Here is a 25,264-nt window from a genome sequence, read left to right on the forward strand (position 1 = left end):
TTAAAAATAAAAGGCACTACGCCCATATAAAAAAACGTATTGAACACATAAAAGCTATCGCGTTCCGACCTACGGTTTATAAAAACCCGGTTATAAACACTGTGCCAATACTTTCACCAACTTTTGCGCGCGTGGGTCCATCAATACATAAGGCCCCAGTGAATTAGTCACAAACCCGAATGCAACCTCGCGTTCAGGGTCGGCAAAGCCAATTGAACCACCTGCTCCAGGGTGACCGAACGCCTTTGGCCCAAGGCCAAACGTGGCATTGGGTACGCCCGGTTGATCCAGCATGCAGCCCAGCCCGAAACGCGTCCGGGTGAGCAAGGTTTTATCCTCGCCCAGACTGTGTTCACGGGTCAGTTGCTCAAGCATTTCGGCTTCCAGCAAACTCCCCTCCAACAACCCGCTATAAAAGCCGGCCAAACTTCGCGCATTACCATGACCATTCGCTGCGGGCTGTTCCATACGACGCCACTCCGGCTTATTGGTGCTGGTCATAATAGACGGCGGATTGGTAAATGCCCGTGTCGTCAGGGAAGACGGGGCATTCATCATCGCTTTCAACATCCGCTGGGCCGCTTCATCGCCCATGTTGCCCTTGGTGCGGGCAATGTGCGCGACGCGGTAAAACTCTTCATCTGCCAACCCGACATGAAAGTCCAGCCCCAATGGCCTGGCTGTACGGGCCACAATCGACTGCCCGGGACTGCGACCGTCTGCACGACGAATCAGCTCACCCAGCAACCAGCCGTAGGTAATCGCGGCGTAACCGTGCCCTTCGCCCGGAGTCCACCATGGTGCCTCTGCAGCCAGCGCATCGACCATGGTTTGCCATTCATACAACGCGCCAGCCGGCAGTAATTCACGCAGTGCAGGCAAACCCGCACGGTGGCTCAGCAATTGGCGAAGGGTGATGGACTCTTTGCCAGCCGCAGCAAATTCAGGCCAATAGCGAGCAACGGGAACATCCAGTGCCAGCTTGCCCTCTTCGACCAGTTGCAAGGCCGTCACTGCGGTAAAGGTCTTGGTGCACGAAAACAGATTAACGATGGTGTCCGTGTGCCAGGCCTGCTCGCCGTCTTTGTCAGCCGTGCCGGCCCACAGGTCGAGCACTGTTTCGCCCGCGATCTGGATGCACAGCGCTGCGCCGCGCTCTTGCGGATCATTAAACAGATCAGCAAACGCCTCACGCACGGCTTCGAACTTAAGGTCGTGAAACCCTTGAATGTGCACCCCTACCTCCTGGATCAAGCATGGCTCTACAAGGCGTGCATTGTTCCAGTACCCGTAGGATTTTGAAACAGAGCAAGCCGGTCAGATCGCACAATTTTTGGGCATTTTCATCGAGGTGCGCAGGGTATCAGGCGCGAGATGGATTTTTTGTGAAAAAGTCCGGGGCAGCGCCCTGGTCGAACGCGCCAAGAGACTGCGATCTTCGCGGGGTTGAAGATCGCAATCTGCAGCACTTATCAGGCCGCCCAGGACGTTAAAGTGCGGCGTAGGCCAACGTGGCAAGCTTGCGGACCCGCGGATCCAGCAAAACATGGCTGCCGATGGTCGTGGTCACGAAACCAAAGCTCACATCCCGTTCCGGGTCTGCAAAACTGACGGGGCCACCCAACCCGACATGCCCAAAGGTATTGGGGCCCATGCACTTGGACGCGGCCTGGTCAGCTTGCTGCTCCAACATGCAGCCCAACCCATAGCGCATCGGGCGCAATAACACGCGATCCATGCTGTTGCTGTGCTCGCGGGTGAACTCGCTGAGCAGTTCAGGGCCAATCAGACGCCCACCGAGCAGCGCACTGTAAAAACCGGCCAGACCGTGAGCCGTGCCATGACCGTTCACACCCGGTTGACGGTAAGACCACCAGCGAGGATCCGTAGTTTGTTTAGGGCCTACAGCAGGGTTGGTAAATGCCAGTGTCGCCACGTGCTCGGGTTGTTTAGACATCACATGCCGCAAGGCTATCGCAAAGCTGTCGCCTTCTCGCCCTTCAGCCCGGCCGAAGTGGGCGATTCTGTGAAAGTCCTGCTCAGCCACCCCCAGCTGTACTTCCAGTCCGTTGGGCTGAGTAATGCGCTCTCGAATAAACCGGCAGGGCTCCCGACCATCAACCCGACGGATCAATTCACCGAGAATCCACCCGTAAGTCGTGGCGCCGTACCCAAGTTCTGTACCGGGCTGCCACCATAACGGCTCTGCGGCTGTTTTTTTGACCATCTCATCCCAGTCATACATCTCGGGCGTGCGACTCGGCAGACGCAAGGCAGGGGTCCCGGAGGTATGTGACAACACTTGGCGCAAGGTGACCTGATCCTTGCCACCCTGGGCAAACTCAGGCCAGTAATGGGCAATCGGATGGTCGAGCGCCAGCTTGCCCTCTTCCACCAACATCAAGGTGGCAACCGCAGTAAAGGGTTTTATCGCGCAGTAGGTATTGACCAGGGTGTCCCGATTCCAGGGTTTGGTCCTTTCTAAATCCGCCACGCCCGCCCAGAGATCGACTACCGTCTCGCCGCCGACCTGGATGCACAGCCCTGCGCCAAGTTCCTGGGGGTCATCAAAGATTTCTTCAAAGGCTTGCTGCACCGCTGCAAACCGACTATCACACGATCCTTTTGCATCCATTGGTTTGACTCCCTTCAATTGGAACGCAAACCTTAGTCGCCGACGCCAAGAAGTGAAGCTCCAAGCCCGCTGGTGCGACAAAATGTATCGCCGCTAATCAGAAATATCAGTGACCTTTGCCCGAATGCCCGCCTGCATGGCCCGCACCAGCGCGGCCGCCGTTGGCGTCCTGCGGGGTTTGCACCGGAGCCTTGAGGGTTTTGTCGGCGTCAACTTGGGCTTTAACCGCCTCCTGGCCCAACTGGTCGAGCGCTTGCAGGTTGGTCTTGCGCACGCTGTCGACAAAACCGGTGAACGGCAGGTCGGTGATGCCGATCATGCCGAAGTGGCCGTTTTCACCGTCAAGCAAGCGACCGGTTACCGGCTGGTCCAGGTACTGGAACCAGTGAACCCCGACAATCGACGGTTCGGCGACGGCCTGCTTAATGAACTTCGCATACGCCGGGCCACGCGCTTCTTCACTGGCCACTTCAGTCACGCCACCCCAGAACGGGCCACGGTCGCGGGAGCCGAAGTTGAACTCGGTGATCATCACCGGCTTGTTCAGTTCACGCAGCTTGGCGAAGTCATAACCGTCCTGCGGTTGCAGGGTGTAGAAGTTGAAGCTCAGCACGTCGCAATACTGCGCGCACGACGCCACTGCCTCAGGGGTACTCACCGCAAAGCGCCCGCCCAGCAACAAGTGATTCGGCGCATGCCATTTCAGCGAATCGGAGATGGTCTTGAAGTACGTATCGGCAAAGACTTTCTGGAAGTAGGTGTAATCCGCTTCAATTTCCGGATGCTCTGCGTTCGGCAGCGGGCCTTTGAACCCCGGGTCTTCCATCAACTCCCACGCCGGGATATCAACACCCCAGGCTTTGGACAGGCCTTGCTGGTTACGGTACTTGTCGCGCAGTTGCTTGAGGAACGCACGCTTGGCCGGCGCATCCGTGGTCATGCGCAAGGTGCCCAACGCCAGACCAAAACGTGACTGAGGGTCGTCACCGCCGCCAGCCCAGGCCAGTTCGTTATCGGCAAAGTAGCCGATCAGCCACGGGTCATCACGGTGATCACGGGCGGCAATAGCCACTGCGCGTTCGGTGGCCATGGCAAAGCGCGGGTCAAACGGATCGGGCATGCCGCCCCACCAATCGGTGCCGGTACTGATGCTGTTGTAATCACCCACAATCGACAACGGCAAGGTGTAAGGCACGCGGTCGTTAAGGCCCAGCGCCGGGTCGCTCCAGTTACCGATCGTATTAAAACCCCAGGCTTGCAGGCGATCCAGGGTGTGAGCCTGCCAACGTTTGGCATCAAAGGCTTCAGGGGCACAAGGAATTGCGGGTTCGGCGCCCGGCCCGGTTTTGCCGACCGCACACGGCTCACCGTAGAGGCGCTGCAAGTTGGCCGCGTAGAAGTTGTACCAGCGCCCCGAATCAAACGCCCGCCCCTGGGAGGAGCCGTTGTTGCTGTCATGATCCGAAGTCCCGTAATAACCGGCCAAAGGCGCACCGGGCTTGGGCAAATCGGTAAACATCCACTCACGCCCAGTCACGTAGGTCTGGCTGTCCTCTGCAGTCACCGCGTTCAGGCCCAACGAGTAAAACGGATGACCTTCTGGGGTGACCAGGTACCAACGTCCATTACGTTTTTCTGTACGGAAAAAACCCGACGCTTCAAACGCCGGGCCTTTGAGCAACCCGCCGTACTGATCCAGCCCGTTGCGCGCCGCCAGCCAGCCCTTGAGCTGTTGCTGCTCTTTAGCTGCTGCGGCTTTGAGTTGCTCATCGCTGGACACACGCTCTGGCCATTTGGCCCGAGTGGACTGGCCGTAGCCATCGACAATCGAGCCATAAACGGTCTTGATCACACCCGCGCCGTCCTGCACACCGAAGCGTTCCAGGAGGATGCTTTGCGCGGCATTGGGCTGCGGAATCGACAGCGTCACCGAGACCACTTGGCTGCGATCAATTTCGCCCTGGCTGCTGGCCAGCAAACTGCGTTGCCCGTCGATAGTCATCGGCATCGGCGGGCCTGCGCGCATGCCTTGGCTGCGGGGAGAGTTGGCCTGCAACGGCAGCAACAGGGTTTGTGCGGGGCCGGCCGGCAGGTCAACACGGCTGGTGAGGGTCTTGCCGTCCTTGCTTTGCACGGTCACATCGAGCGTGAGGGCCCAGTTCATGGCGTTTTGGATACGCAGGGTCATCATTCCCGATTGCGACCAGTCCCACACACCGGCTTGCGGGGTCAGGCGCAAGCTGGGGGCCGCGGCCGGGTTAAAGGTCACACGACGCAGTACTTCACCTTCCGCCGTTTGCTCTGCGTTGTACTGCGGCAAGTTCGCATCCACGGTCGCCACTTGCACCACATCGGCCGGGCGAACGAAATTGAACAGGGTTTGTTGACCGGCAGGCGCCGCCAACAGCGGGGTCGTGACCAGCAACGCAAAAGCTGCAGACAGTGAACGGCGAATCATATGAATCTGGTTCTCCCTAACGGCCAAATACGGCCTGTGAGGCTTTGAAGCTCACAGCATAGACGACAGCAAGGCCGGCATGGACGCCGGCTTGCACTTATGAAATTTCGCGTCGAAACGGCGGCAAGGCATTCAAAATCGCCTTGCCATAGCGCTGGGTTACCAGCCGCCGATCGAGCAATGTGATGGTGCCGCGGTCCTGTTCGGTACGCAGCAAACGCCCGCAGGCCTGCACCAGCTTGAGCGATGCATCGGGCACTGAAATCTCCATGAAAGGATTACCGCCACGGGCTTCGATCCACTCTGCCAAGGCCGCCTCAACGGGATCATCGGGCACCGAGAAGGGGATTTTGGCGATGACCACGTGCTCGCAATAAGCACCGGGCAGGTCCACACCCTCGGCAAAACTGGCCAGGCCGAACAACACGCTGGAGTCGCCGCCATCCACCCGCGCCTTGTGTTTATTCAGGGTCTCTTGCTTGGACAAGTTGCCCTGGATAAACACTTGCTTGCGCCAGTCACGCTCCAGGCCGTCGAAAACGTCCTGCATCTGCTTGCGCGAAGAGAACAGCACCAACGTGCCGCGCGAACCTTCTACCAGCCCCGGCAGATCACGAATGATCGCCGCCGTGTGCGCCGTCGCATCGCGCGGGTCAGCCTTGAGGTCCGGTACGCGCAACACCCCGGCATCGGCATGGTGAAACGGGCTCGGCACAATCGCAGTGACTGCGGTTTTCGGCAGGCCGGCGCGCATGCGAAAGCGATCAAACGTTCCCAAGGCGGTCAACGTCGCCGAGGTCACCAGGGCACCGTAGGCCACGTTCCACAGGTTACGACGCAGCATCTCGGCCGCCAGAATCGGGCTGGCGTTGACCTCGATGTCGAACAGCGAACCACTTTCAGCCAGGGTCAGCCAGCGCGCCATGGGCGGGTTGTCTTCCGGGTCTTCAGTGGTGAAGGCCGTCCACAGTTCCCAGTTGCCCTGAGCCCGCGACAGCAGGCTGCCGAACAGCGGGTACCATTCCTCGGCCTGCTGGCTGGAGATGCCGATGTTGACCTCGCCTTCCATGCCGTCCTTGAGCAGGTCGGTCAAACGGGTGAACACGTCGGTCAGGCGTGAAAAGCCCTTCTTCAGTTCAATGCCCATTTCACGCAGGTGATCAGGGATCACGCCACCCACAAAACGGTGGCGCGGGCGTTCACGGCCTTCTGGCTCTTCGCCGACCTTGAAGTCAGCGATTTGCTCACAGGCGCTGAACATGAATTGCTGCTGGCCCTTGATCTCTTTGGTCAGCTCCGGTACTTGCTCCAGCAAACGCCCCAAGTCGCCCGGCAACGGATGCTGAGCGAGCAGTTTGGTGAGGTTTTTGCCGGTTTGCTCCAGCCAGTCAGCGGTCGAGCGCAAACGGGTGTAGTGGGCGAAGTGGCCGATGGCCTTGTCTGGCAGGTGGTGACCTTCGTCGAACACATAGAGCGTGTCACGCGGGTCAGGCAAGACGGCGCCACCGCCCAACGCCAGATCAGCCAGCACCATGTCGTGGTTGGTGACGATCACATCGACCTTGCCCATGCCTTCGCGGGCCTTGTAAAAGGCGCACTGACCGAAGTTCGGGCAATGGCGGCTGGTGCACTGGCTGTGATCCGTTGTCAGGCGCGCCCAGTCCTGGTCTTCCAGCGCCTGGGGCCAGCTGTCGCGGTCACCGTCCCATTTATTGCCGGCCAGCTTTTCAATCATGCTGGTAAACAGTTTTTGGCTGGCTTCGTCGACTTCAATCTTGAAGCCTTCCTCTTCAAACAGCTGCGCGGTCGCGGTTTGCGCGTGGCCTTCTTGCAGCAGCATGTCGAGTTTGGACAGGCACATGTAGCGCCCACGGCCCTTGGCCAACGCAAAGCTGAAATTCAGCCCGCTGTTGCGCATCAGGTCCGGGAGGTCTTTGTAGACAATCTGCTCCTGCAGGGCGACGGTCGCCGTGGCGATTACCAGACGCTTGCCGGCAGCCTTGGCGGTCGGAATGGCGGCCATGCTGTAAGCCACGGTTTTACCGGTACCGGTGCCCGCTTCAACGGCAACCACCGCCGGGTCGCCGGTACGATGGTTTTCTTCGTCGGTATCAATATCGCCCAGCACTTTGGCGACTTCAGCAATCATCAGACGCTGGCCATAGCGCGGCTTGAGGCTCTTGGCTTCGAGAAAACGCGAATAAGCGCCCTGGATCTGGGATTTGAGTTCGGTACTAATCATGGTTCTTCGGGCGCAAGAAACGCTGGATAAATTTTCAGTGGTTCGAATGGCCGCTATCATACCCCGCTAATTGATCCTGCGCCGAACGGAGTACCCCAATGACCACCTTCGCTGTTACTTACAGCCTGCATTTACTGGCTGCCCTGATCTGGGTGGGCGGGATGTTTTTCGCCTGGATGATCCTGCGCCCCGCCGCAATGACGGCCCTTGAGGGCCCTGCCCGGCTAAAACTGTGGGTTGAAGTGTTTCAACGTTTTTTTGGCTGGGTGTGGGTCGCGGTGGTTATTTTGCCGATAAGCGGTGTTGGCCTGCTGCACATGCGCTTTAGCGGGTTCGAAACGGCGCCCCGTTATGTGCAGATCATGATGGGCGTGTACATCGTCATGGTCGCCCTGTTTATCCGCATTCAATCACTGCAACTGCCCGAATTGCGCAAGGCCGTTGAGGCTCAGGAATGGGCGGCAGGCGCGGCGGTGATGGGGCGGATTCGCCGTCTGGTCGGGTGTAATTTGCTGATAGGGCTGGCGCTGGTGGCGATTGCCGGGGCGCGCCCGATGTTTTGAAGGGGTCCCTACCTCCCAACTGCAGAAGCGAGCTTGCCCCGCGATCTTTTAATGTTTAAAAAATCGCGAGGAGTGGGCGCTTCTTACAACCGCTGGACGGTCACGGCGCCTGCCGGGCCAGGCTCACCCGGTTGCCCGGTTTGGCCCGGGCGACCCGATTTGCCGCCATCGGTACGGTAAACAATGCAGCCTTTGGATTTGCCACCCGCACCTGCCCGTCCAGCCGCACCGGGTTTGCCGCCTGCACCGCCGTCGACCAGTACGTTGATCTGTTCATCGGGGAAGTCCCGGGGCAGTTCGACCCGCACTTGTGCCCCCGCAGCGCCCTGATGCCCATTACCGCCGTCGTCGCCATTGGCGCCTGCTCCGGCCGATCCCCAGGTGCAACCCGGTTCAGCGCCATTGCCACCATCAAGCCCGACAAAACCCGGAGCGCCAGTGCCGCCACGGGCGTCGATGGACAGTTGATCGGCTTGCAACGCTTCGATTCTCAGGCTCAGATCGCGGGCAGGTCTGGCCGGTTTTTCAAACGTCCCCGCTGCACCGCGCGTGCTGATCTGGCTGCCTTCACCCAACTCGGCAGTGGCTACACGCAGCTCAATCCCACGCTCGGCCGGCACGATGACAATGCGTGACTCATGCCCCAAATGCAGTTGATCGATGTTGACCTGACTGACACCCGCCGGAATCAGCAGAGTGCCGTAGTCCGCCACATCGAGTTTTTCGAGTGTCAGAACGGCCACATTCGCGGGCAGACGCATCATCGAGTTAGCCTCGACCTGCACCACCTCGGCATGGGCAAACGGACTGCAAAGGGCTGCCATTAAACATAACTTACGCATGACTGTTGCCCTGTCCGGAAGATTTAGGGAGAGTTTGAACGTGCAGGATGCCTACCAAAAGGATGTAGAGTCGGTCACGCCAAGGGTGGGGGCGCCCTTGCAGGCTGCTATTGAACAGCAGCAGCTCAAGCAAATGGGTCAAAAACAGCAGACTACCCGCCAGGTTGATCAGCAGGTCGAACGGATTGCTCAGGGGTCTGAAAACGTTGATCGCAACGACAACCCAGAACAACAACGTCAGCACCTTCCCCAGTCCCCAAAGCACCTTCATGCAACAGCCCTTTCTGTGTTTTTCTTTAAGCGAACATTAACGGCTAGCAGGATAGCTGCGCCAGAGGTCCCTGCAAAAATACCTCACTGCGCACGCCACGCAGTTGAGGCATTTAACCCGTAGCTCATGTCATTACGTGGTTAACGGCAAAAACCATTGTTCAGCAAGGGTCTTGCCGATCTGACCGCGATGCACCTCAACCACTTCATGCTGGTTTTTCGCCTTTTCCTTCAGCGACCAATAATCCGATGTTCGCTGGCTCCAGCGCTTGAGGTGCGCCACTGCATAATCCGCTTTGGGCGTAGTGGCGTCTTTATAGTGAAAATGCGCACACCAGATAAAATTGCCGGCAGCATCCTTGATGGCGTACTCATCAATAAAGTCTCGCTTGAGCTTCGAACGCTTGCGGTTCAGCGTGATGCTCACCAGCCTTTTTTCAAGCAAAAATTGAAGGGTGCCGTGGGTCGGGGGAAGTTTCAGGCTTAAACGAACACGCAAGTCATGCGCCTTGGTGCTCATGTCCTTGGCCCTGGCTCGCATGCCCCCGACTAATTCCAGATCCTCCCGTTGGCGCCAACTTTCGGTGTCTGCCCTGCTGGCCTCTTCCAGTTCCGCAGCGCATTGGCTCAAGCGTTCAGCTACATGCAATAAAGTTTCCTCGGCCTCTTGAGGATATCTGGCGCTATTAACAAGCCCCTCTGAACGCTTGAGATGAATATCAGCCATGTCATAAAATTTCTGTGCCTCTACTTTAATATCGGACACTTTACGACCGGAGGGGATTGGCGCGTCAGAACGGGCGACAGAGACAAGATCCCACTCATCTCCTTTTTTAATATAGGTAGACAGCAGTTCATTATCTTGATCAGTACGCACTTCAACCTCTTCACCCGTTGCGCCTGCCTGCTGCGGTTTCAAATCCCCAATCAACCGCCCTCTGGTGCGAGTATTAAAAATACGTTTTTGCGGCCGAGTGGATAAAGATTGCCTTCTGCCTTTAGGCTTTTCACTTAATTTCTTCAGAGGTTCTAGCTCACTGGCCAGTTGCTGTTCTGCGTCTTTATAAACGCCTGCCACCATATCAACAAACGCTTGAAAATCCTCAGCCTCCACTTCTTCGGCATGCACAACTCGGAAGTCTAAAAGGCCATCAAGTACGTGGCCATACTGTTCCACCAGGCTGTTCAACACATCCAGGCGCTCACGGGGAGGAAAATCCAGCTTATTGAGTTGATCGTGTGTCTGTATCAACTCACGCAGTGGGGAGGCTATTTTGTTAAGCGATATCACAAGAACACTATTAAAAACCTTTACACTAACGCTTCCCAACGAAGCCACTAAAAATTGTTTGATATACAACGGCGTTAATTCCTGCTTCGCGAGATTTTCGCGTAAACGCTCTGACCTTTCTCTTCCCTCCGCTCCAAACTCAGCTACTTCGTCACTGTATTTTTTTATTTTTTCAAGCCACTCGACTCTTTGATTTTCAAGTTTAATAGTGCCCTTCATATATTCTCTGTGCACAACCAATCTTGCGTACATCACACTGGCTTTGGAAGCAGAAGGTCCTTGGTATGTTAAATCCAAAGCCTGCCACTTCGTATCAAGAACTGGTCGCATCTTACTGGCCTGCCCCAAACAAGCATCCAGATAACTAATCATCTCGCTGATGTACGTCACAATTGACTGATTAGAAAAATCAACACCTAACGCTTTGACTTCCTTGACAGTACCCAACAGTGATTCCGTAATACTAATACCTGACATCAGTTCTGCTACGTACTTTTGACGCTGATCCAATACTTCTTCCGCTGTTCTGCGCGAATCACCTTCAAACAGTTTTATTAAATTCTCATGAACCTTAATTTTTGTTCTTACACTGTCATATTTATCCCTTGAGGCAGTCAATTCTTCTCCCAGCTCAGTCGCACGCTGGGCCTTGCGTTCACGCAAAGCTTTTACCTGCTTGCCTGGCGCGCCGCCGCTCAAACGCAACTTCAGGTCCACTGTCCAGCGCCCCTGCGCATCAGCCTGCAAGGCTGGCCCGCCCACAATGCTCACCTCGCCCGCCTCGATTTGCACAGGGTAATAAGCACCCTCAATCAAGGCATAACCGCCGCCTTCTGTTAAATAGAGGCCAGCCAAGGCATCCGAGCGTTTGGGCAATGGCAGTGCTTGAGGCTTGGGCACCGCAAGGGTCTCAAGTTTTTTGCGCAAATCAGGCGTAAGCCGGTTGTTGGCACTGGCGAAACTGAAGTCCAGGTCTTCAATGGCTTTTTTTTGCCATTCGCCGGGCATAAACACGATACCGTCCTTGACGATGGCAGGAGGCAGCGGCGGCCACGCCTTGGAAATACGTCGCGGGATAGGGGGTCTACGTAAAAGGGGTGTCGGACTTGCTTGCGGGCTTACAAGTGGAGGGTGTGAGATGGCACCCACTTGAAGCAAAACCATCGCCAGATTTTGCAATAAGTCGACAACGGCCAGCTCACGGGTCACCGCGTTATCGCTCGCCAATGCAGGAACATCCCGGGCAAGTGCTTCTACCAGCAGGAGGAACCAGGCTGTGAGCATCACCGGCCCACGAAGATAGGGCAGCATGAAAATATTGAAAAACAGATTGGCCCCCTCCAGAAAAAGGTGCCACCGGCTTTCACGGTTGGACACGGTGTCGCGATCAGCCTGATGCACCAGCGAAAGCGCATTGATTTGATACAGATAAGGCAAAAGTTGGCCATTACCCAAATGCTGAGCCAGGTCACCACCAGCACCATTTACAGCCAGCGTCGCAGGTTCAGGCTTCTCAAACGCTGTCACCGGGAAGTCATCTTCAAGATTAAAACGCACGAAATGGGGCTCTTTAAAACCTCCGTTGTCGTACATCTTTCGGGCGCTATCGGTCAGCCAGGTCAGAACACTGGTTTGCAGTTCAGAGGGCGTCGCAATGGCCTCCATCAGTGCGGCACGAGAGGTAAACGCCAATAACGACTTTTCATACAGAGGTCGATACAACACATGCGGCCCTGCGTCGAGATTCAACGGCTCGATGATGAACATATTGCTCACCACATCTGGCTTGGCCTCAGCACTGCTCAGTAACGCCAAGGCACGAATCACGATGGTCTGGCCGTCAACTGAACGGTTGTAAGCTTCTGTCTCCATGAGTGCTGCCACATAACGTGCGCCCAAAGGCGTCATCCCGGCCTCCCCCTTGAGGCTCAGTTCGAGCGCTTGCAGCGGTAATTGCCACTTGAGCTGCCCAGAAAAGCGCTTTTCACGATCAGCGCTTAATACAGGGTCATCCAGCAAATAAGCCTTCAGTTTTTCAGGGTAGTTTTTACCAATATCGACCGCCTCAATCAGCCCGTTACGTTGGGTGATATAAGCAGCCGTGAACCATGCTGGCAGAGGTAGCCCTTGGCGGTGCTCTACCTTAATCATCTCGCCCTGGGGTTTACCCGAGAGATTTTTAAGGGCCAGCTCTGTCAGGGTCATTGTCACCCGCTCGGTCAAGCCCGACACATTGGTGCTGCCCGGCGCAAACGTTCCGGTCACCAGCAAGAATGTCAGCTCGACATCGTCCGGCTCGCAAGCCGCCAATGCTGCTGCGTGTTGAACCGGCTGTTCATAACGTTGCTGATCAAGCAAAAGCTGTTGCTTGAGCGAGTTCACAACAAAGCTGTGAATATCGGGAATATCGCTCAGATAGCTCAGGCCTTGAGCGCTTTTTTTCGCACTGGCCAGCGCCAGACTCCAGGAACGGTAGCGCGCTTGATCGGCGCCGGAAGCCTTTGTTAGCCACTGCGGGAGTTTAGAGTGCACGTGCCTCACGTCATCCGCGGAGGATGCTTTGGTGTTGAGAAAAAACCTTGAGGCATCGGTGATCTGCAAACAGGTCGCTTTAAGCGCTTCAAGACCGACAGTCGTGGGCAACTTCAACTGTGAAAGGTTGCTTATATGCTTGCCGAGGATAAACCCCGCTTGTGCATCAAAAGCGTCGCCGTCAATTTCATAACGTTTTGTGGTTATGGTATCGGCTACATAAAGTGCCTCGGCAAGGCGGGCCCTGGACTGCGTAGCCGACTCAACGGAACTGAATGTTTCGATGCCCCCATCTGGCAAGCACAGCATGACCAATGGCTGCGAGGCCTGCTCTTGAGGATAACGCACCAACAAAAGATGAGGCGCAACAAGACTCTCGGTCATACCCGGGCAAGTCAGCGTAGATTGCAGGTAATAGACGCGAGTGGCATGGTCACCGTAACGGCTGATCCTTTCTTCACTCTGTGCAAAATCGAGTACCTGGCGCACCGTCTCCAGCTCCGGGTCGCTCAGCGTGGTTGACTGCATGACCTTCATGCTCAGCGTATCTTTGAGAAGGTTACTGAGCCATCGCCAGCGGCTGACACCGCCCTCGACGCGCTCATTCCAATATCCGGTCAGCACGCTTTTAAATTCTATCGGCAGACGCCAGGGCAACTCTTTAATGAGCGCCTCGATGACTTTCATATCGACTTCATGCCCATCAGCAAGCTTGAGCCGATTGCCTTGATGATCCGCTAAAAAATAATACGTGTGAGGGTGAATGATTTCGCCGATTTCCAATACGGCGCCGCTGGCCAGATAGCCGATAACTCGATCAATCAACAGAGGCAACTCCCACCCCCCGCCCTCCCGAGGGGTAGCCAGGCGCGTGCTGGCCAGATCAACCGACAACGTCGGGTAGCGCTCATGAAGTGCAGTCAGCAACGTGCTGCGAACCAGGTTTTCAATACGTGGACGGCTGGAAAAATGTGCATAGACCGCCTGTTGGACAGGCGAGGACAGGGTTTGAATGGGGACAGCGGGGCGTGTAGGCGTCGACATGGACATTCCTTTATTGGCTAGGCGGTCACAGGACCATTCAGATATTTACCTCTGCAAGTGGTGATGAAAGGTGGTACCCCGTTAGCACCTGCTCGTAATCAAACGCTGACAGACCTAGGCCACAGGCTCCGGGCAGGCTAGTCTTGAGCGCTCTGATTGAGGACTTGAGATGACGACCCCTGCTTTTTCCACACGAACACCTCAGCAAGCGTTAGCGGCGATGCTCGACAGTTACGCGCCACAACGTGTCCTGGTGGTCGGCGCCAGCCAGTTCCCGGCATTGGAGGCCTATAAACAAGCCCATCCTGATGTTCATGTTGCCCAGACAATGCCCGGCGCACTGCCTGCCGACGTGGCGGCACAACGTTTCGACCTGGCCCTGGCAGTCGACTGTCTGGAGCACCTGTCCAAGCGCGAAGGCCTGGAGTTGCTGGGCGGGATTCGCAACTTGAACGCCAGCCGCATCGCCGTGCTGGCGGATCTCACAGCCTGTGACTGGAAAGAAACGGACTTTTTCGCTTTAGCCCTACAAAACAATGAGCGTTTTCAGCGTGACGAACAGATATTGACCCTCTTTACTTACGACTTACGCGAATACAAACAAGTACCCGACTGGCTCAACGCCAGGTTTTGGGCCAACCCGGAAAACTTTGGCAAGTACTGGTGGTAAGCCGATGAGTACATCTATTTGCCCGTGCGGCAGCGGCAATGTGCTAAGCGCCTGCTGCGGGACTTATCACGCCGGGCACCCGGCCCCTAGCGCCGAAACCCTGATGCGCTCGCGCTACAGCGCCTATGTGCTGGGGCTGATTGACTATCTGGTCGAGACCACGCTGCCTGTGCAGCAAGCCGGGCTCGATCGCCCGTCCATCGCGCAGTGGAGCGCTCAAAGCACCTGGTTGGGGCTGGACGTTGAAAGCAACGAGGTTTTCGGTGGTCAACCAGAGCATGCCTTTGTGACCTTTACCGCGCGTTGGCATGACGTCAATGGTGAGCACAGCCATCGGGAACGCTCGTCATTTGTGCAGAATGCAGGGCGTTGGTATTTCATCGACCCAACGGTGCCACTCAAGGTGGGGCGTAATGATGGTTGCCCTTGCGCCAGCGGGCAGAAGTTCAAAAAATGCTGCGCGGGTTTCTTCGGCCAATAAGCCGGGAGTAAAGAATGGATTCTAAAGCTCGCTTAAACAAAACCCTTGCGCTGGTGATGATCCTGGCGCTTTCAGGCTGCGCATCGTGGTTTGGCGCGGATGACAAAGACCCCCAGTTAAAGCTGGAGCGTGTCGAACTGGTCCGGGCCAAACTGCTGGAGCAGCGTTTCAAACTGTATTTCAGAATCGATAACCCGAACGACTCCACCCTCACCGTGCGCGGGCTGGTCTACACCCTTTATCTGGGCCCGGTAAAACTGGCTGAGGGTGAGTACAGCCGCTGGTTCAGTGTCGAGCCCAACAGCCATGCAGATCTGGTGGTGCCGGTGCGGACCAACCTGTGGCAACACATACGCCCGCTGATCAAATTGCTTGAGTCGCCCGACGAGCCGATCCCTTATCGGCTCGACGGTACGTTACAGACCGGCCTGTTCTTCGGTTACGACGTGCACGTGGTGCGTAAAGGCGAGATAATGCCCGGCGATTTTATTCCAGAGTGATTGAGTAATGACCCAGCAACCCCACGTTCATGGCCCAGACTGCAACCACGATCATGACCATCATGACCACGATCACGGCCATGTACACGGCCCGAACTGCGGCCACGCGCCACAAGAGCCGGTGCGCAACGCCTTGAAAGACGTTGGTCGTAACGATGCTTGCCCGTGTGGCAGCAGCAAAAAGTTCAAGAAGTGCCACGGCGCCTGATACTTCAGACCGCTCTGCCCGCGCCGCACCTGCCTTGAGCACGTGCGGCGTGTTTGTTTCAGGGGCTGCGTAAACCTTTTGTAACCAAGGGGCCATTGGGAGTAAAACAGGCGTTCGCAGAGATCCGCGACTGCTGTGTGAATCTTCCCTTCTGGAGCCCTTCATGATCGATCTTTATTACTGGACTACGCCAAACGGCCACAAAATCTCCCTGTTTCTTGAAGAAGCGGGCCTGGCGTACACGATTCACCCGGTCAATATCAGTAAAAACGAGCAGTTCGAACCCTCCTTCCTGAAGATCGCCCCAAACAACCGCATTCCGGCCATTGTCGACCACGAGCCGGCCGATGGCGGTGAACCGCTGTCGCTGTTCGAATCCGGCGCAATCTTGTTGTATCTCGCGGAAAAAACCGGTCAGTTTTTGCCTAAACACCTGCGTGGGCGGCAAGTCGCCTTGCAATGGCTGTTCTGGCAAATGGGTGGACTGGGGCCAATGGCCGGGCAAAACCATCATTTCAAGCGCCTGGCCGAGAAAATCCCTTATGCGCTCAAGCGCTACACCGACGAAACCGCTCGTCTGTACGGTGTGTTGAACAAGCAACTGGAAGGCCGTCAGTTTGTTGCGGGCGACGAATACAGCATTGCTGACATGGCGATTTACCCGTGGACCGTGTCACATGAGCTTCAAGGCCAAAACCTGGATGACTTCCCGGCGCTGAAAGTGTGGTTTGAGCGCATCAAAGCTCGCCCGGCGACCCAACGTGCGTACGCACTGGTAGACAAGATCAACCCGCCGAAATAGCCCCCTTATCTGCAGGTGCGGGCATGCTTGGCGATCGTTTAAAAAACCAAAAGATCGCGATGCAAACCCGCCCCCGCCAATAGCCCCGCACAGCGCCATAGATAGCACTTGCGCAGTGTCATCGGCCTCACTAACGTAGCGCCTTTCGATGACATTACCCCGCAGGAGCTTTGCCATGGCCTCGCCAGCCCTCACTCATTTTTTACCCCGGTTCGGCGTTGCCGCGGCGATGGTCAGCCTGCTGGGCTTGTCCGGTTGCCAACTTAACTCACTGTCCGGCGAGAGCCTGCTGCCGGCTTCCGGTATGCAGCCGCTAAAAGGTTTGGCGCAAAACGTCTCAGTGCGACGCAACAACCAAGGCATCCCGCTGATCGAAAGCAGCAGTTTCCATGATGCGCTGTTCACCTTGGGCTATGTCCACGCCGGTGACCGGATCAGCCAGATGGTGCGTCTGCGCTTGCTGGCCCAAGGCCGCTTGGCCGAGCTGGACGGCCCCGATGCGCTGGACAGCGACCGTTTGATGCGCAGCATTAACCTGAAAAAAAACGCTGACGAGCTGTATAAAAGCTCCTCGCCACGCCTCAAAAAGTTCTTTGAGGTCTATGCCCGCGGCGTCAACGCGTATCTGTTCCGCTACCGCGACAAGCTCCCTGCCGACCTCGCACAGGCGGGCTACAAAGCGGAGTACTGGAAACCCGAAGACTCGGCCCTGATTTTCAGCCTGTTGAACTTCTCGACCTCGGTCAACCTGCAAGAAGAGCTCAACACACTGGTACTGGCGCAAAAAGTCGGCGCCGGCCACCTCGCGTGGCTGACGCCGACCTACCCCAATGAACAACTGCCCACCGCTGAGGCCGAAAAACTCAACGGCCTGAATCTGGCCAGCCAGTTGCCGGGCTTGACAGGCGTCACTCAGGCGCTTGAGCGCGTAACCGCCCTCAATCTGCCTGGCGTCACGGCATCCAGCGACTGGGCCATTGGCCCGCAACGCAGCCGCAGCGGCAAAAGCCTGCTGGCCAACGATATTCACCAGCCCATTGGCGTTCCCTCGGCCTGGAGCTACGTGCAGATTCGCGCGCCTAAATACCAGGCGGCGGGCGCCTCGATTGCGGGCTTGCCAACACTGCTGGCCGGCTTCAACGGCAAGGTCGCGTGGGGCATGAGCATGGCCATGGGCGACAACCAGGACGTGTTCCTGGAAAAACTCAAGCGCCAGGGTAACAGCCTGTATTACCTGGCCGACGGTAAATGGCTACCCGCCTCGGTGCGCAACGAAACCTTTTTCGTCAAAGGTCAGCGCCCGATTCGCGAAGTCATTTACGAAACACGCCACGGCCCACTGCTGAACAGTGTGGTTGGCACGACCACGGCGCTGAACAGCAGCCTGGGGCTGGCCCTGCAAACCCCGGACTTCAAGGGCGACAAAACCCTGGATGCGTTCTTCGACCTGTCGCGTGCGCAAAACAGTGAAAGCGCATCAGATGCCAGTCGAGAGATCCGCGCGATTGCGCTGAACCTGCTGTACGCCGATGCCAACCATATCGGTTGGCAGGTCACCGGCCTGTACCCTAACCGCCGCGATGGTGTGGGCCTGTATCCGTCACCGGGCTGGGACAGCCGTTATGACTGGGACGGTTACGCTGACGCCATGCTCCACCCTTACGACCAAGATCCGGCGCAGGGCTGGCTGGGCACCGCTAACCAGCGCACGGCCGCTTACGGTTACGGCATGCAACTGTCCAATTCGTGGTTGTCGCCTGAGCGCAACGAACGCCTGGCCCAATTGGCAGGCAGCGGCAAACAGGATGCCCGCAGCATGATCGCCATGCAGTACGACCAGACCACCTTGTTTGCCGCCAAACTCAAGGCCATGTTCATCGCCCCGGGCATGGCCCAACCGCTGAAACACGCCATCGCCGCCTTGCCTGCTGCCGATCAGGCCAAGGCCAATGAAGCCCTGAGCCGATTGATGGCCTTTGACGGCAAGCTCAGCCCGACCTCGGCTGATGCGGCGCTGTACGAGCTGTTCTTGCAGGCGAGCACCCAGCAAATCTTCCTCGACAAACTCGGCCCGGAGTCCAGCGCCACCTGGAAGGCTTTTATTACCAACAGTAACTTGTCGTACTCGGCCCTCAGCGATCACTTGCTGGGGCGTGAGGACAGCCCGTTCTGGGATGACACTCGTACCCCACAAAAAGAAGACAAGCCGGCCATTCTGGCCCGTAGTCTGGCAGCCGCCATTACCACGGGCGACAGCCTGATGGGCAGCGACCACCGCGCATGGCAGTGGGGCAAACTGCACCATTACCTGTGGCGCAACAGCAACGGCCAAACCGTGCGCGGGCCCATTGCTGCGGGCGGCGATCACACCACCCTGAACACGGCGGCCTACCGCATTGGCAGCGACAGCTTTGCAACCACCGTGATTCCGGCCATGCGCATGATCGTCGACTTCGGCCAAAGCGAGCCGATGATGGGCCAGAACAGCACCGGGCAATCCAGCAATCCGGCCAGCCCGCATTACGCTGACGGCATTGATCCATGGCTCAAGGGGCAGTACATGCGCTTCCCGATGCAGCCGCAGAACTTTGACAGCGTGTACGGCAACACCCGCCTCACCTTGGTACCCAGCAAGTAAGCCGGGCTTAGGGCTTTGTAGAAGCTGGCGCAGGCTGCGATCTTTTGATCGGTAAAGATCACAGCCTGCGGCAGTTCCTACCCTAGAAGCCAATCAGATCTTAGTGCCTGCGCACTGTTTTGGATCACGCCTTTTTCAGCGCTCTTTTGTAGCGCACAGCCGCCGCTTTTTACTCCCTTCTCGGCTTTAAACACACCCTCAACCCCATGTGGTTCGGTTATTGCTTCGTCTATGACGTCGTTACGCTCCAGCAACCGGTTATTAGGGATTGAATAATGAAAAAAGCATTTCTGGCCCTTTCTGCACTGACTTTATGCATGGCTGCGGGTTCTGTTCTGGCCAAAGACTACAAAGAGCTGCGCTTCGGCGTTGACCCGTCTTATGCACCCTTTGAGTCCAAGGCCGCCGACGGCAGCCTGGTGGGTTTTGATATCGACTTGGGCAACGCCATTTGCGCCGAGCTGAAAGTGAAGTGCAAATGGGTCGAATCCGACTTCGACGGCATGGTGCCCGGGCTTAAAGCCAACAAATTCGACGGTGTCATCTCGTCAATGACCGTGACCCCGGCCCGCGAAAAAGTCATCGACTTCTCTAACGAGCTGTTCTCCGGCCCGACATCGCTGGTGTACAAAAAAGGCTCCGGGTTAAGCGCTGATACCGCCTCGCTCAAAGGCAAAACCGTGGGCTACGAACAAGGCACTATCCAGGAAGCCTACGCCAAAGCGGTGCTGGATAAAGCCGGGGTCAAAACTCAGGCCTATGCCAACCAGGACCAAGTCTATGCCGACCTGATTTCCGGCCGTCTCGATGCCTCGGTGCAAGACATGCTTCAAGCCGAACTGGGCTTTCTGAAATCGCCGCAAGGTGCCGGTTACGAAATCAGCGCAGCCATTGACGACCCTCTGCTGCCGTCTAAAACTGCGGTGGGTATCAAGAAAGGTAACCAAGCGCTACAAACCCTGCTGAACAAAGGTATCAAAGCGTTACACGACGATGGCACCTACGCCAAAATCCAGCAAAAACACTTCGGCGACTTGAATCTCTACAGCGGCAAATAACGCGCTAGCACCCATGCGCGCGTGGGTGCCTTTTTCAACGCCTTGGGCTCGACTGTCATGTTTGAAAATCTCGTACAGAACCTTGGACTGTCTGCCCTCAGCTTGCAGGGGTTCGGCCCCCTGCTGCTGGAAGGCACCTGGATGACCATCAAGTTATCGGTCCTGTCGCTGGCCGTGAGCGTGTTGCTCGGCCTGCTTGGCGCCAGCGCCAAACTCTCCAGCCTGAGGCTGTTGCGCCTGCCGGCCCAGCTCTACACCACCCTGATTCGCGGCGTACCTGACCTGGTACTGATGCTGCTGATTTTTTATAGCCTGCAAACCTGGCTGACCAGCCTGACAGATGCCATGGATTGGGATTACATCGAGATCAACCCGTTCAGCGCAGGCGTGATCACGCTGGGGTTTATCTATGGCGCGTATTTCACCGAGACCTTTCGGGGCGCGATTCTCTCGGTGCCCCGTGGCCAGGTCGAAGCCGCCACCGCCTACGGCCTGAAACGCTGGCAACGCTTTCGCTTTGTGGTCTTTCCGCAAATGATGCGTTTCGCCCTGCCAGGCATTGGCAATAACTGGATGGTGATGCTCAAGGCCACAGCCCTGGTGTCGATCATTGGCTTGGCCGATCTGGTCAAGGCGGCCCAGGATGCGGGTAAAAGCACCTATGAGCTGTTTTACTTTTTGGTGATTGCTGCACTCATCTATCTGGCAATCACCAGCGCCTCGAATGTGGTTTTGCGGCGGCTGGAACGCCGTTATGCCCTGGGCTGCCGGGAGGCCGTACGATGATCGAGTTGTTGCAGGAGTACTGGCGGCCGTTTCTGTACAGCGACGGTAGTCAAATCACCGGGCTGGCAATGACGCTGTGGCTGTTGAGCGCCGCACTGATCATCGGCTTTGTACTGTCTATCCCGCTGTCTATCGCCAGGGTTTCATCCAGACGCTGGATCCGTTGGCCCGTGCAGTTCTACACCTATGTGTTTCGCGGGACACCGCTGTATATACAGTTGCTGATTTGCTACACCGGGATCTACAGCATCGCTGCCGTTCGCGCCCAACCGTTGCTCAATGAGTTCTTCCGTGATGCCATGAACTGCACGGTGCTGGCCTTCGCCCTCAACACCTGCGCCTACACCACGGAGATTTTCGCCGGCGCCATTCGCAGCATGGCCCACGGCGAAATTGAAGCGGCCAAAGCCTACGGCCTCAGTGGCTGGAAGCTTTATGCCTACGTCATCATGCCCTCGGCCTTACGCCGCTCGTTGCCGTTTTACAGCAATGAGGTGATCCTGATGCTGCATTCGACCACCGTGGCTTTTACTGCAACGATCCCTGACGTGTTGAAAGTCGCAAGGGACGCTAACTCAGCGACCTTCTTGACCTTCCAGTCGTTCGGCATCGCCGCCATCATCTATTTGTGCGTGACCTTTATTTTGGTCGGTTTGTTTCGACTGGCGGAACGCCGCTGGTTGGCTTTCCTCGGCCCTGCTCACTAGGACTCAACCATGGCGCAACATCAAACCCATCCTTTGCTGGCCCCCGTTCCAGGCACCGAGAGGCAGATTCACAGCTTCCACTACGGCCCGGCCAAGCCACAGGGCAAGATCTACATTCAAGCCTCACTGCATGCCGATGAACTGCCCGGCATGCTGGTGGCCTGGCATCTGAAAAAACACTTGGCAGAGCTGGAAAGCGCCGGCCGCCTGCGCAGCGAAATTGTGGTGGTGCCCGTGGCCAACCCGATCGGGCTGGAACAAGTGGTCATGGACATCCCGCTGGGGCGTTATGAGCTGGAAAGCGGGCAGAACTTCAACCGCAATTTTCTGGACTTGAGCCAGCAGATCGGTGATGAAATCGAAGGGCTGTTGACCCGCGACCCTGAGCAAAACCGGCAGATCATCCGCCAGCACCTGCGCAAGGCGCTGGCCGCACAGGTGCCGGCAACCCAGCTGCAATCCCAGCGTCTGACCTTGCAAACCCTGGCGTGCGATGCGGATGTGGTACTGGACCTGCACTGCGACTTTGAAGCCGTGCCTCACCTGTACACCACCCCTGAGGCCTGGTCGCAGGTTGAGCCGTTGGCGCGCTACCTCGCAGCCCAAGCCAGCCTGCTGGCAACGGACTCGGGCGGCCTGTCGTTTGATGAGTGCTTCACCCTGCTGTGGTGGACGTTGCAACAGCGGTTTGAGGGCAGCTTTGAGATTCCACAGGGCAGTTTCTCTGTGACCGTGGAGTTGCGCGGCCAAGGTGACGTCAGCCACGCCCTCGCCGAGCAGGATTGCCAGGCGCTGATTGATTACCTGATCACGCTCGGCGCGATTGAAGGCCAAGCCAGCCGTTTGCCTGAGTTGCTGTACCCCGCCACCCCGCTGGCCGGTGTCGAGCCCGTCACCTCAACGGCGGGTGGCGTGCTGGTGTTTCACGTCAAACCCGGCGATTACCTGAGCGCCGGTCAATTGGTGGCGGACGTCATCGACCCTGTCAGCGACCGGCTCACCCCGGTTTACACCACCCGCGAAGGCCTGGTTTACGCCCGCTCGGTAAGGCGCATGGCCACCGCGGGCATGGTGATAGCCCATGTCGCGGGGCGTGAAGCCTATCGCAGCGGCTACCTACTCTCTGCTTGAGGTGTGCATGTACAAACTCAGCGTCGACGGCTTGCACAAACGTTATGGCGACAACGAAGTGCTCAAGGGTGTGTCGCTCAAGGCGAAAACCGGGGACGTCATTTGCCTGATTGGCGCTAGCGGCTCGGGCAAGAGCACCTTTTTGCGCTGCATCAACTTTCTCGAAACACCCAACGATGGCGCCATCAGCCTTGATGGAAAGTTGATTCGCATGATCAGCGACAAAAACGGCATGCGGGTTGCTGACGATGCTGAGTTGCAACGCCTGCGTACCCGCCTGGCCATGGTGTTTCAGCACTTCAACCTGTGGAGCCACATGACCGTGCTGGAGAACATTACCCTGGCACCGCATCGGGTGCTGGGGGTCAGTAAAAAAGACGCCGAAGAGCGCGCAAGACGTTATCTGGACAAAGTCGGCTTGCCTTCCAGAGTGGCCGATCAGTACCCGGCCTTTCTCTCGGGCGGCCAGCAGCAGCGTGTTGCCATTGCCAGGGCATTGGCGATGGAACCCGAAGTGATGCTGTTCGATGAGCCAACCTCGGCACTGGACCCGGAGTTGGTGGGTGAAGTCTTGAGGGTGATTCAGGGGCTGGCCGAAGAGGGCCGGACCATGATCATGGTCACCCACGAAATGAACTTCGCCCGCAAAGTGGCGAGTCAAGTGGTGTTCCTTCACCAGGGATTGATTGAGGAACAAGGTCCGCCAAGTGACGTACTGGACAACCCTCAAAGCGAGCGCTTGCGCCAGTTTTTGAGCGGCAACTTGAAGTAGCGCCTGTTCATGTAGCTGCTGACAATGCAGCAGCTACAGACGGTTGATCACGCGACTGGGGCAGGCGGAGCTTCATCCGGCAGTGTGGGCACGCCAGGTTCGGTGGGTTGCGGGGTGTCTGGGTCAGGCTGGCCGGGAATGCCACCTGCATGCAACTGGGGATACGCGAGTAGCGACCAGGCCAATAATCCAACCTGATTGGGCTCAAGGTTTGCCAGTTTGGCGCGGATACTCGGATCGATCTTCATGGGGCACTCCTGAGCGATGTCCGGTTCGCTGAGGTGCGAAACCGGAATACAGTCAATAGAGTGCTTTTTCGCTCAGAAATTCCTGCTGTTCGTCAGGTACGTGGCAAAGTCACACCACGCTGGCCTTGGTACTTGCCGCCACGATCCTTGTACGACACTTCACATTCTTCATCGGATTCGAAGAACAGCATCTGCGCCACACCTTCGTTTGCGTAGATTTTGGCAGGCAGCGTGGTGGTGTTCGAGAACTCCAGCGTTACGTGGCCTTCCCACTCTGGCTCAAGCGGCGTCACGTTAACGATGATGCCACAACGTGCGTAGGTGCTTTTACCCAGGCAAATGGTCAGCACATTGCGTGGAATACGGAAGTATTCAACGGTGCGCGCCAGGGCGAAGGAGTTGGGCGGGATGATGCACACATCGCTGGTGACATCGACAAAGCTGCCTTCATCGAAGTTTTTCGGATCAACGGTGGCCGAATTGATGTTGGTGAACACCTTGAATTCATTGGCACAGCGCACGTCATAACCGTAGCTCGACACGCCGTAAGAAATCAGACGATCAGCCCCTTCGCCGCGCACCTGACGCTCAACGAAAGGTTCGATCATGCCGTGCTCTTGCGCCATGCGGCGAATCCACTTGTCTGATTTGATGCTCATGGCGGGGGTGTCCTGAATAGCGAGGTGGAAAAATTCTGTTCGGCATCTTACCGGGGCCGGGGTTTCGGTTCAAAGGCTGGGGGGAAATTCTTGAAAATAGCTGTAGGCGCACTGAATACAGGCTGTACGGGCAACCATCAGTCACGTTTTTCGAGAAACCTTCGCAAAGACCCTTTGCACGTTCCGGAAAAAGGGGTAAGGTGGCGCCACTGTGCTGCTTGTGTCACTGAGAATCTCTACACGATATGTTGAATTTCGATCCAACCATCTCCAAGAATTTTTCCTGCTCTTTGCACTCAGTCTCGGCCAGGGCTCTTCCTGCGTCGCAGTTATCTTTGTTCAAGGAGTTACACCATGTCTAATCGCCAAACTGGTACCGTTAAGTGGTTCAACGATGAAAAAGGCTTCGGCTTCATCACTCCACAATCCGGTGACGACCTGTTTGTTCACTTCAAAGCAATCCAATCCGACGGCTTCAAGAGCCTGAAAGAAGGCCAACAGGTTTCTTTCATCGCTACTCGCGGTCAGAAAGGCATGCAAGCTGAGGAAGTTCAAGTTATCTAACTTGTACTGATTCAGTAAAAAACCCCGCCCTTAAAAGCGGGGTTTTTTTATGCCTGTCGTTTAAAGACCTTGTAGGAGCGAGCTTGCCTCGCGATCTTTTGGTCTTTTAAAAAGATCGCGAGGCAAGCTCTCTCCTACAAGAGGGCGGTGTTTTCTAAAACGA

At 56.9% G+C, this 25,264-nt stretch carries 22 protein-coding genes; 13 read left to right on the plus strand and 9 right to left on the minus strand.

Going from position 1 to position 25,264, the window contains the following annotated elements; translation table 11 throughout:
- Nucleotides 1-90 precede the first annotated feature (90 nt).
- The 4 genes from AAEZ03_RS11190 to dinG all read right to left on the minus strand — a co-directional run bounded on the left by AAEZ03_RS11190 (nucleotide 91) and on the right by dinG (nucleotide 7,335).
- Entirely contained in the window at nucleotides 91-1,236 is a 1,146-nt protein-coding gene (locus AAEZ03_RS11190) for a serine hydrolase domain-containing protein (RefSeq protein ID WP_350578506.1), read from the minus strand.
- Nucleotides 1,237-1,489: 253 nt separating this feature from the next.
- Nucleotides 1,490-2,635, minus strand: a complete 1,146-nt coding sequence (locus AAEZ03_RS11195) for a serine hydrolase domain-containing protein (protein ID WP_350578509.1) — start codon at nucleotides 2,633-2,635, stop codon at nucleotides 1,490-1,492.
- Nucleotides 2,636-2,741: 106 nt separating this feature from the next.
- Nucleotides 2,742-5,093 carry a beta-galactosidase gene (locus AAEZ03_RS11200; protein WP_350578511.1) on the minus strand — a complete coding sequence of 784 codons (2,352 nt, stop codon included), beginning with the start codon at nucleotides 5,091-5,093 and terminating at the stop codon, nucleotides 2,742-2,744.
- Nucleotides 5,094-5,190: 97 nt separating this feature from the next.
- Nucleotides 5,191-7,335, minus strand: a complete 2,145-nt coding sequence (dinG, locus tag AAEZ03_RS11205; protein ID WP_350578513.1) for an ATP-dependent DNA helicase DinG — start codon at nucleotides 7,333-7,335, stop codon at nucleotides 5,191-5,193.
- Between the two features lie 98 nt (nucleotides 7,336-7,433).
- Here dinG and AAEZ03_RS11210 point away from each other — a divergent pair, with 98 nt between their 5' ends.
- A complete protein-coding gene (locus AAEZ03_RS11210) occupies nucleotides 7,434-7,898 on the plus strand; it encodes a CopD family protein (protein ID WP_048369445.1) in 465 nt (154 codons plus the stop codon).
- An 83-nt stretch (nucleotides 7,899-7,981) separates the two neighbouring features.
- On the opposite strand, the gene AAEZ03_RS11215 is transcribed toward AAEZ03_RS11210, so the two are convergent.
- The 3 genes from AAEZ03_RS11215 to AAEZ03_RS11225 all read right to left on the minus strand — a co-directional run bounded on the left by AAEZ03_RS11215 (nucleotide 7,982) and on the right by AAEZ03_RS11225 (nucleotide 13,877).
- Nucleotides 7,982-8,740: a collagen-like protein gene (locus AAEZ03_RS11215; protein ID WP_350578516.1), complete on the minus strand. Its 759-nt coding sequence runs from the start codon at nucleotides 8,738-8,740 to the stop codon at nucleotides 7,982-7,984.
- Complete coding sequence (locus tag AAEZ03_RS11220) at nucleotides 8,733-9,011, minus strand: DUF1145 domain-containing protein (RefSeq protein ID WP_278938305.1); 279 nt, start codon at nucleotides 9,009-9,011, stop codon at nucleotides 8,733-8,735. The genes AAEZ03_RS11215 and AAEZ03_RS11220 overlap by 8 nt, the downstream gene beginning before the upstream one ends.
- Before the next feature lie 132 nt (nucleotides 9,012-9,143).
- Entirely contained in the window at nucleotides 9,144-13,877 is a 4,734-nt protein-coding gene (locus AAEZ03_RS11225; protein WP_350578519.1) for a dermonecrotic toxin domain-containing protein, read from the minus strand.
- A gap of 169 nt (nucleotides 13,878-14,046) precedes the next feature.
- On the opposite strand from AAEZ03_RS11225, the gene AAEZ03_RS11230 reads away from it, so the two are divergent.
- The 11 genes from AAEZ03_RS11230 to AAEZ03_RS11280 all read left to right on the plus strand — a co-directional run bounded on the left by AAEZ03_RS11230 (nucleotide 14,047) and on the right by AAEZ03_RS11280 (nucleotide 23,630).
- Nucleotides 14,047-14,547 carry a DUF6231 family protein gene (locus tag AAEZ03_RS11230; protein ID WP_350578522.1) on the plus strand — a complete coding sequence of 167 codons (501 nt, stop codon included), beginning with the start codon at nucleotides 14,047-14,049 and terminating at the stop codon, nucleotides 14,545-14,547.
- 4 nt (nucleotides 14,548-14,551) lie between these two features.
- Nucleotides 14,552-15,028 carry a YchJ family protein gene (locus tag AAEZ03_RS11235; RefSeq protein WP_350578524.1) on the plus strand — a complete coding sequence of 159 codons (477 nt, stop codon included), beginning with the start codon at nucleotides 14,552-14,554 and terminating at the stop codon, nucleotides 15,026-15,028.
- A gap of 14 nt (nucleotides 15,029-15,042) precedes the next feature.
- Nucleotides 15,043-15,528 (plus strand): LEA/WHy family protein, encoded by a 486-nt coding sequence (locus tag AAEZ03_RS11240; RefSeq protein WP_350578526.1) that lies wholly within the window; start codon nucleotides 15,043-15,045, stop codon nucleotides 15,526-15,528.
- A gap of 7 nt (nucleotides 15,529-15,535) precedes the next feature.
- A complete protein-coding gene (locus AAEZ03_RS11245) occupies nucleotides 15,536-15,736 on the plus strand; it encodes an SEC-C metal-binding domain-containing protein (protein ID WP_123751913.1) in 201 nt (66 codons plus the stop codon).
- Between the two features lie 163 nt (nucleotides 15,737-15,899).
- A complete protein-coding gene (locus AAEZ03_RS11250; protein WP_278938309.1) occupies nucleotides 15,900-16,538 on the plus strand; it encodes a glutathione binding-like protein in 639 nt (212 codons plus the stop codon).
- 175 nt (nucleotides 16,539-16,713) lie between these two features.
- Nucleotides 16,714-19,176 (plus strand): penicillin acylase family protein, encoded by a 2,463-nt coding sequence (locus tag AAEZ03_RS11255; RefSeq protein WP_350578530.1) that lies wholly within the window; start codon nucleotides 16,714-16,716, stop codon nucleotides 19,174-19,176.
- Between the two features lie 275 nt (nucleotides 19,177-19,451).
- The gene (locus AAEZ03_RS11260; RefSeq protein ID WP_350578532.1) at nucleotides 19,452-20,234 is read left to right on the plus strand and encodes a transporter substrate-binding domain-containing protein; all 783 of its coding nucleotides are present in this window, start codon (nucleotides 19,452-19,454) and stop codon (nucleotides 20,232-20,234) included.
- Between the two features lie 57 nt (nucleotides 20,235-20,291).
- Nucleotides 20,292-21,020, plus strand: a complete 729-nt coding sequence (locus AAEZ03_RS11265; protein WP_123751964.1) for an ABC transporter permease — start codon at nucleotides 20,292-20,294, stop codon at nucleotides 21,018-21,020.
- Nucleotides 21,017-21,727: an ABC transporter permease gene (locus AAEZ03_RS11270; RefSeq protein WP_048369435.1), complete on the plus strand. Its 711-nt coding sequence runs from the start codon at nucleotides 21,017-21,019 to the stop codon at nucleotides 21,725-21,727. Before AAEZ03_RS11265 ends, AAEZ03_RS11270 begins: the two co-directional genes overlap by 4 nt.
- 9 nt (nucleotides 21,728-21,736) lie before the next feature.
- Nucleotides 21,737-22,858 carry a succinylglutamate desuccinylase/aspartoacylase family protein gene (locus AAEZ03_RS11275; RefSeq protein ID WP_350578534.1) on the plus strand — a complete coding sequence of 374 codons (1,122 nt, stop codon included), beginning with the start codon at nucleotides 21,737-21,739 and terminating at the stop codon, nucleotides 22,856-22,858.
- A 7-nt stretch (nucleotides 22,859-22,865) separates the two neighbouring features.
- Nucleotides 22,866-23,630 (plus strand): ABC transporter ATP-binding protein, encoded by a 765-nt coding sequence (locus tag AAEZ03_RS11280; RefSeq protein ID WP_123751907.1) that lies wholly within the window; start codon nucleotides 22,866-22,868, stop codon nucleotides 23,628-23,630.
- Nucleotides 23,631-23,677: 47 nt separating this feature from the next.
- On the opposite strand, the gene AAEZ03_RS11285 is transcribed toward AAEZ03_RS11280, so the two are convergent.
- Together AAEZ03_RS11285 and dcd are read right to left on the minus strand one after the other, a co-directional pair.
- Complete coding sequence (locus AAEZ03_RS11285) at nucleotides 23,678-23,878, minus strand: hypothetical protein (protein WP_048369432.1); 201 nt, start codon at nucleotides 23,876-23,878, stop codon at nucleotides 23,678-23,680.
- A gap of 92 nt (nucleotides 23,879-23,970) precedes the next feature.
- Nucleotides 23,971-24,537 carry a dCTP deaminase gene (gene dcd / locus AAEZ03_RS11290; protein WP_019411020.1) on the minus strand — a complete coding sequence of 189 codons (567 nt, stop codon included), beginning with the start codon at nucleotides 24,535-24,537 and terminating at the stop codon, nucleotides 23,971-23,973.
- 354 nt (nucleotides 24,538-24,891) lie between these two features.
- On the opposite strand from dcd, the gene AAEZ03_RS11295 reads away from it, so the two are divergent.
- Complete coding sequence (locus tag AAEZ03_RS11295) at nucleotides 24,892-25,101, plus strand: cold-shock protein (protein WP_002554837.1); 210 nt, start codon at nucleotides 24,892-24,894, stop codon at nucleotides 25,099-25,101.
- Nucleotides 25,102-25,264 lie beyond the last annotated feature (163 nt).

Origin of the sequence: Pseudomonas sp. HY2-MNA-CIBAN-0224 (assembly GCF_040310285.1) — a bacterium.
Classification (GTDB): Bacteria; Pseudomonadota; Gammaproteobacteria; order Pseudomonadales; family Pseudomonadaceae; genus Aquipseudomonas; species Aquipseudomonas helleri.

What these genes read in the sequence shown, in the direction of transcription:
- AAEZ03_RS11245 (WP_123751913.1), top strand. Translation starts at nt 15,536, where the DNA reads ATGACCCAGCAACCCCACGTTCATGGCCCAGACTGCAACCACGATCAT.
- AAEZ03_RS11240 (WP_350578526.1), top strand. Translation starts at nt 15,043, where the DNA reads ATGGATTCTAAAGCTCGCTTAAACAAAACCCTTGCGCTGGTGATGATC.
- AAEZ03_RS11285 (WP_048369432.1), bottom strand. Translation starts at nt 23,878, where the DNA reads ATGAAGATCGATCCGAGTATCCGCGCCAAACTGGCAAACCTTGAGCCC.
- AAEZ03_RS11255 (WP_350578530.1), top strand. Translation starts at nt 16,714, where the DNA reads ATGGCCTCGCCAGCCCTCACTCATTTTTTACCCCGGTTCGGCGTTGCC.
- AAEZ03_RS11210 (WP_048369445.1), top strand. Translation starts at nt 7,434, where the DNA reads ATGACCACCTTCGCTGTTACTTACAGCCTGCATTTACTGGCTGCCCTG.
- AAEZ03_RS11270 (WP_048369435.1), top strand. Translation starts at nt 21,017, where the DNA reads ATGATCGAGTTGTTGCAGGAGTACTGGCGGCCGTTTCTGTACAGCGAC.
- AAEZ03_RS11295 (WP_002554837.1), top strand. Translation starts at nt 24,892, where the DNA reads ATGTCTAATCGCCAAACTGGTACCGTTAAGTGGTTCAACGATGAAAAA.
- dcd (WP_019411020.1), bottom strand. Translation starts at nt 24,537, where the DNA reads ATGAGCATCAAATCAGACAAGTGGATTCGCCGCATGGCGCAAGAGCAC.
- AAEZ03_RS11280 (WP_123751907.1), top strand. Translation starts at nt 22,866, where the DNA reads ATGTACAAACTCAGCGTCGACGGCTTGCACAAACGTTATGGCGACAAC.
- AAEZ03_RS11225 (WP_350578519.1), bottom strand. Translation starts at nt 13,877, where the DNA reads ATGTCGACGCCTACACGCCCCGCTGTCCCCATTCAAACCCTGTCCTCG.
- AAEZ03_RS11260 (WP_350578532.1), top strand. Translation starts at nt 19,452, where the DNA reads ATGAAAAAAGCATTTCTGGCCCTTTCTGCACTGACTTTATGCATGGCT.
- AAEZ03_RS11275 (WP_350578534.1), top strand. Translation starts at nt 21,737, where the DNA reads ATGGCGCAACATCAAACCCATCCTTTGCTGGCCCCCGTTCCAGGCACC.
- AAEZ03_RS11250 (WP_278938309.1), top strand. Translation starts at nt 15,900, where the DNA reads ATGATCGATCTTTATTACTGGACTACGCCAAACGGCCACAAAATCTCC.
- AAEZ03_RS11235 (WP_350578524.1), top strand. Translation starts at nt 14,552, where the DNA reads ATGAGTACATCTATTTGCCCGTGCGGCAGCGGCAATGTGCTAAGCGCC.
- AAEZ03_RS11265 (WP_123751964.1), top strand. Translation starts at nt 20,292, where the DNA reads ATGTTTGAAAATCTCGTACAGAACCTTGGACTGTCTGCCCTCAGCTTG.
- AAEZ03_RS11195 (WP_350578509.1), bottom strand. Translation starts at nt 2,635, where the DNA reads ATGGATGCAAAAGGATCGTGTGATAGTCGGTTTGCAGCGGTGCAGCAA.
- AAEZ03_RS11220 (WP_278938305.1), bottom strand. Translation starts at nt 9,011, where the DNA reads ATGAAGGTGCTTTGGGGACTGGGGAAGGTGCTGACGTTGTTGTTCTGG.
- AAEZ03_RS11215 (WP_350578516.1), bottom strand. Translation starts at nt 8,740, where the DNA reads ATGCGTAAGTTATGTTTAATGGCAGCCCTTTGCAGTCCGTTTGCCCAT.
- dinG (WP_350578513.1), bottom strand. Translation starts at nt 7,335, where the DNA reads ATGATTAGTACCGAACTCAAATCCCAGATCCAGGGCGCTTATTCGCGT.
- AAEZ03_RS11200 (WP_350578511.1), bottom strand. Translation starts at nt 5,093, where the DNA reads ATGATTCGCCGTTCACTGTCTGCAGCTTTTGCGTTGCTGGTCACGACC.
- AAEZ03_RS11230 (WP_350578522.1), top strand. Translation starts at nt 14,047, where the DNA reads ATGACGACCCCTGCTTTTTCCACACGAACACCTCAGCAAGCGTTAGCG.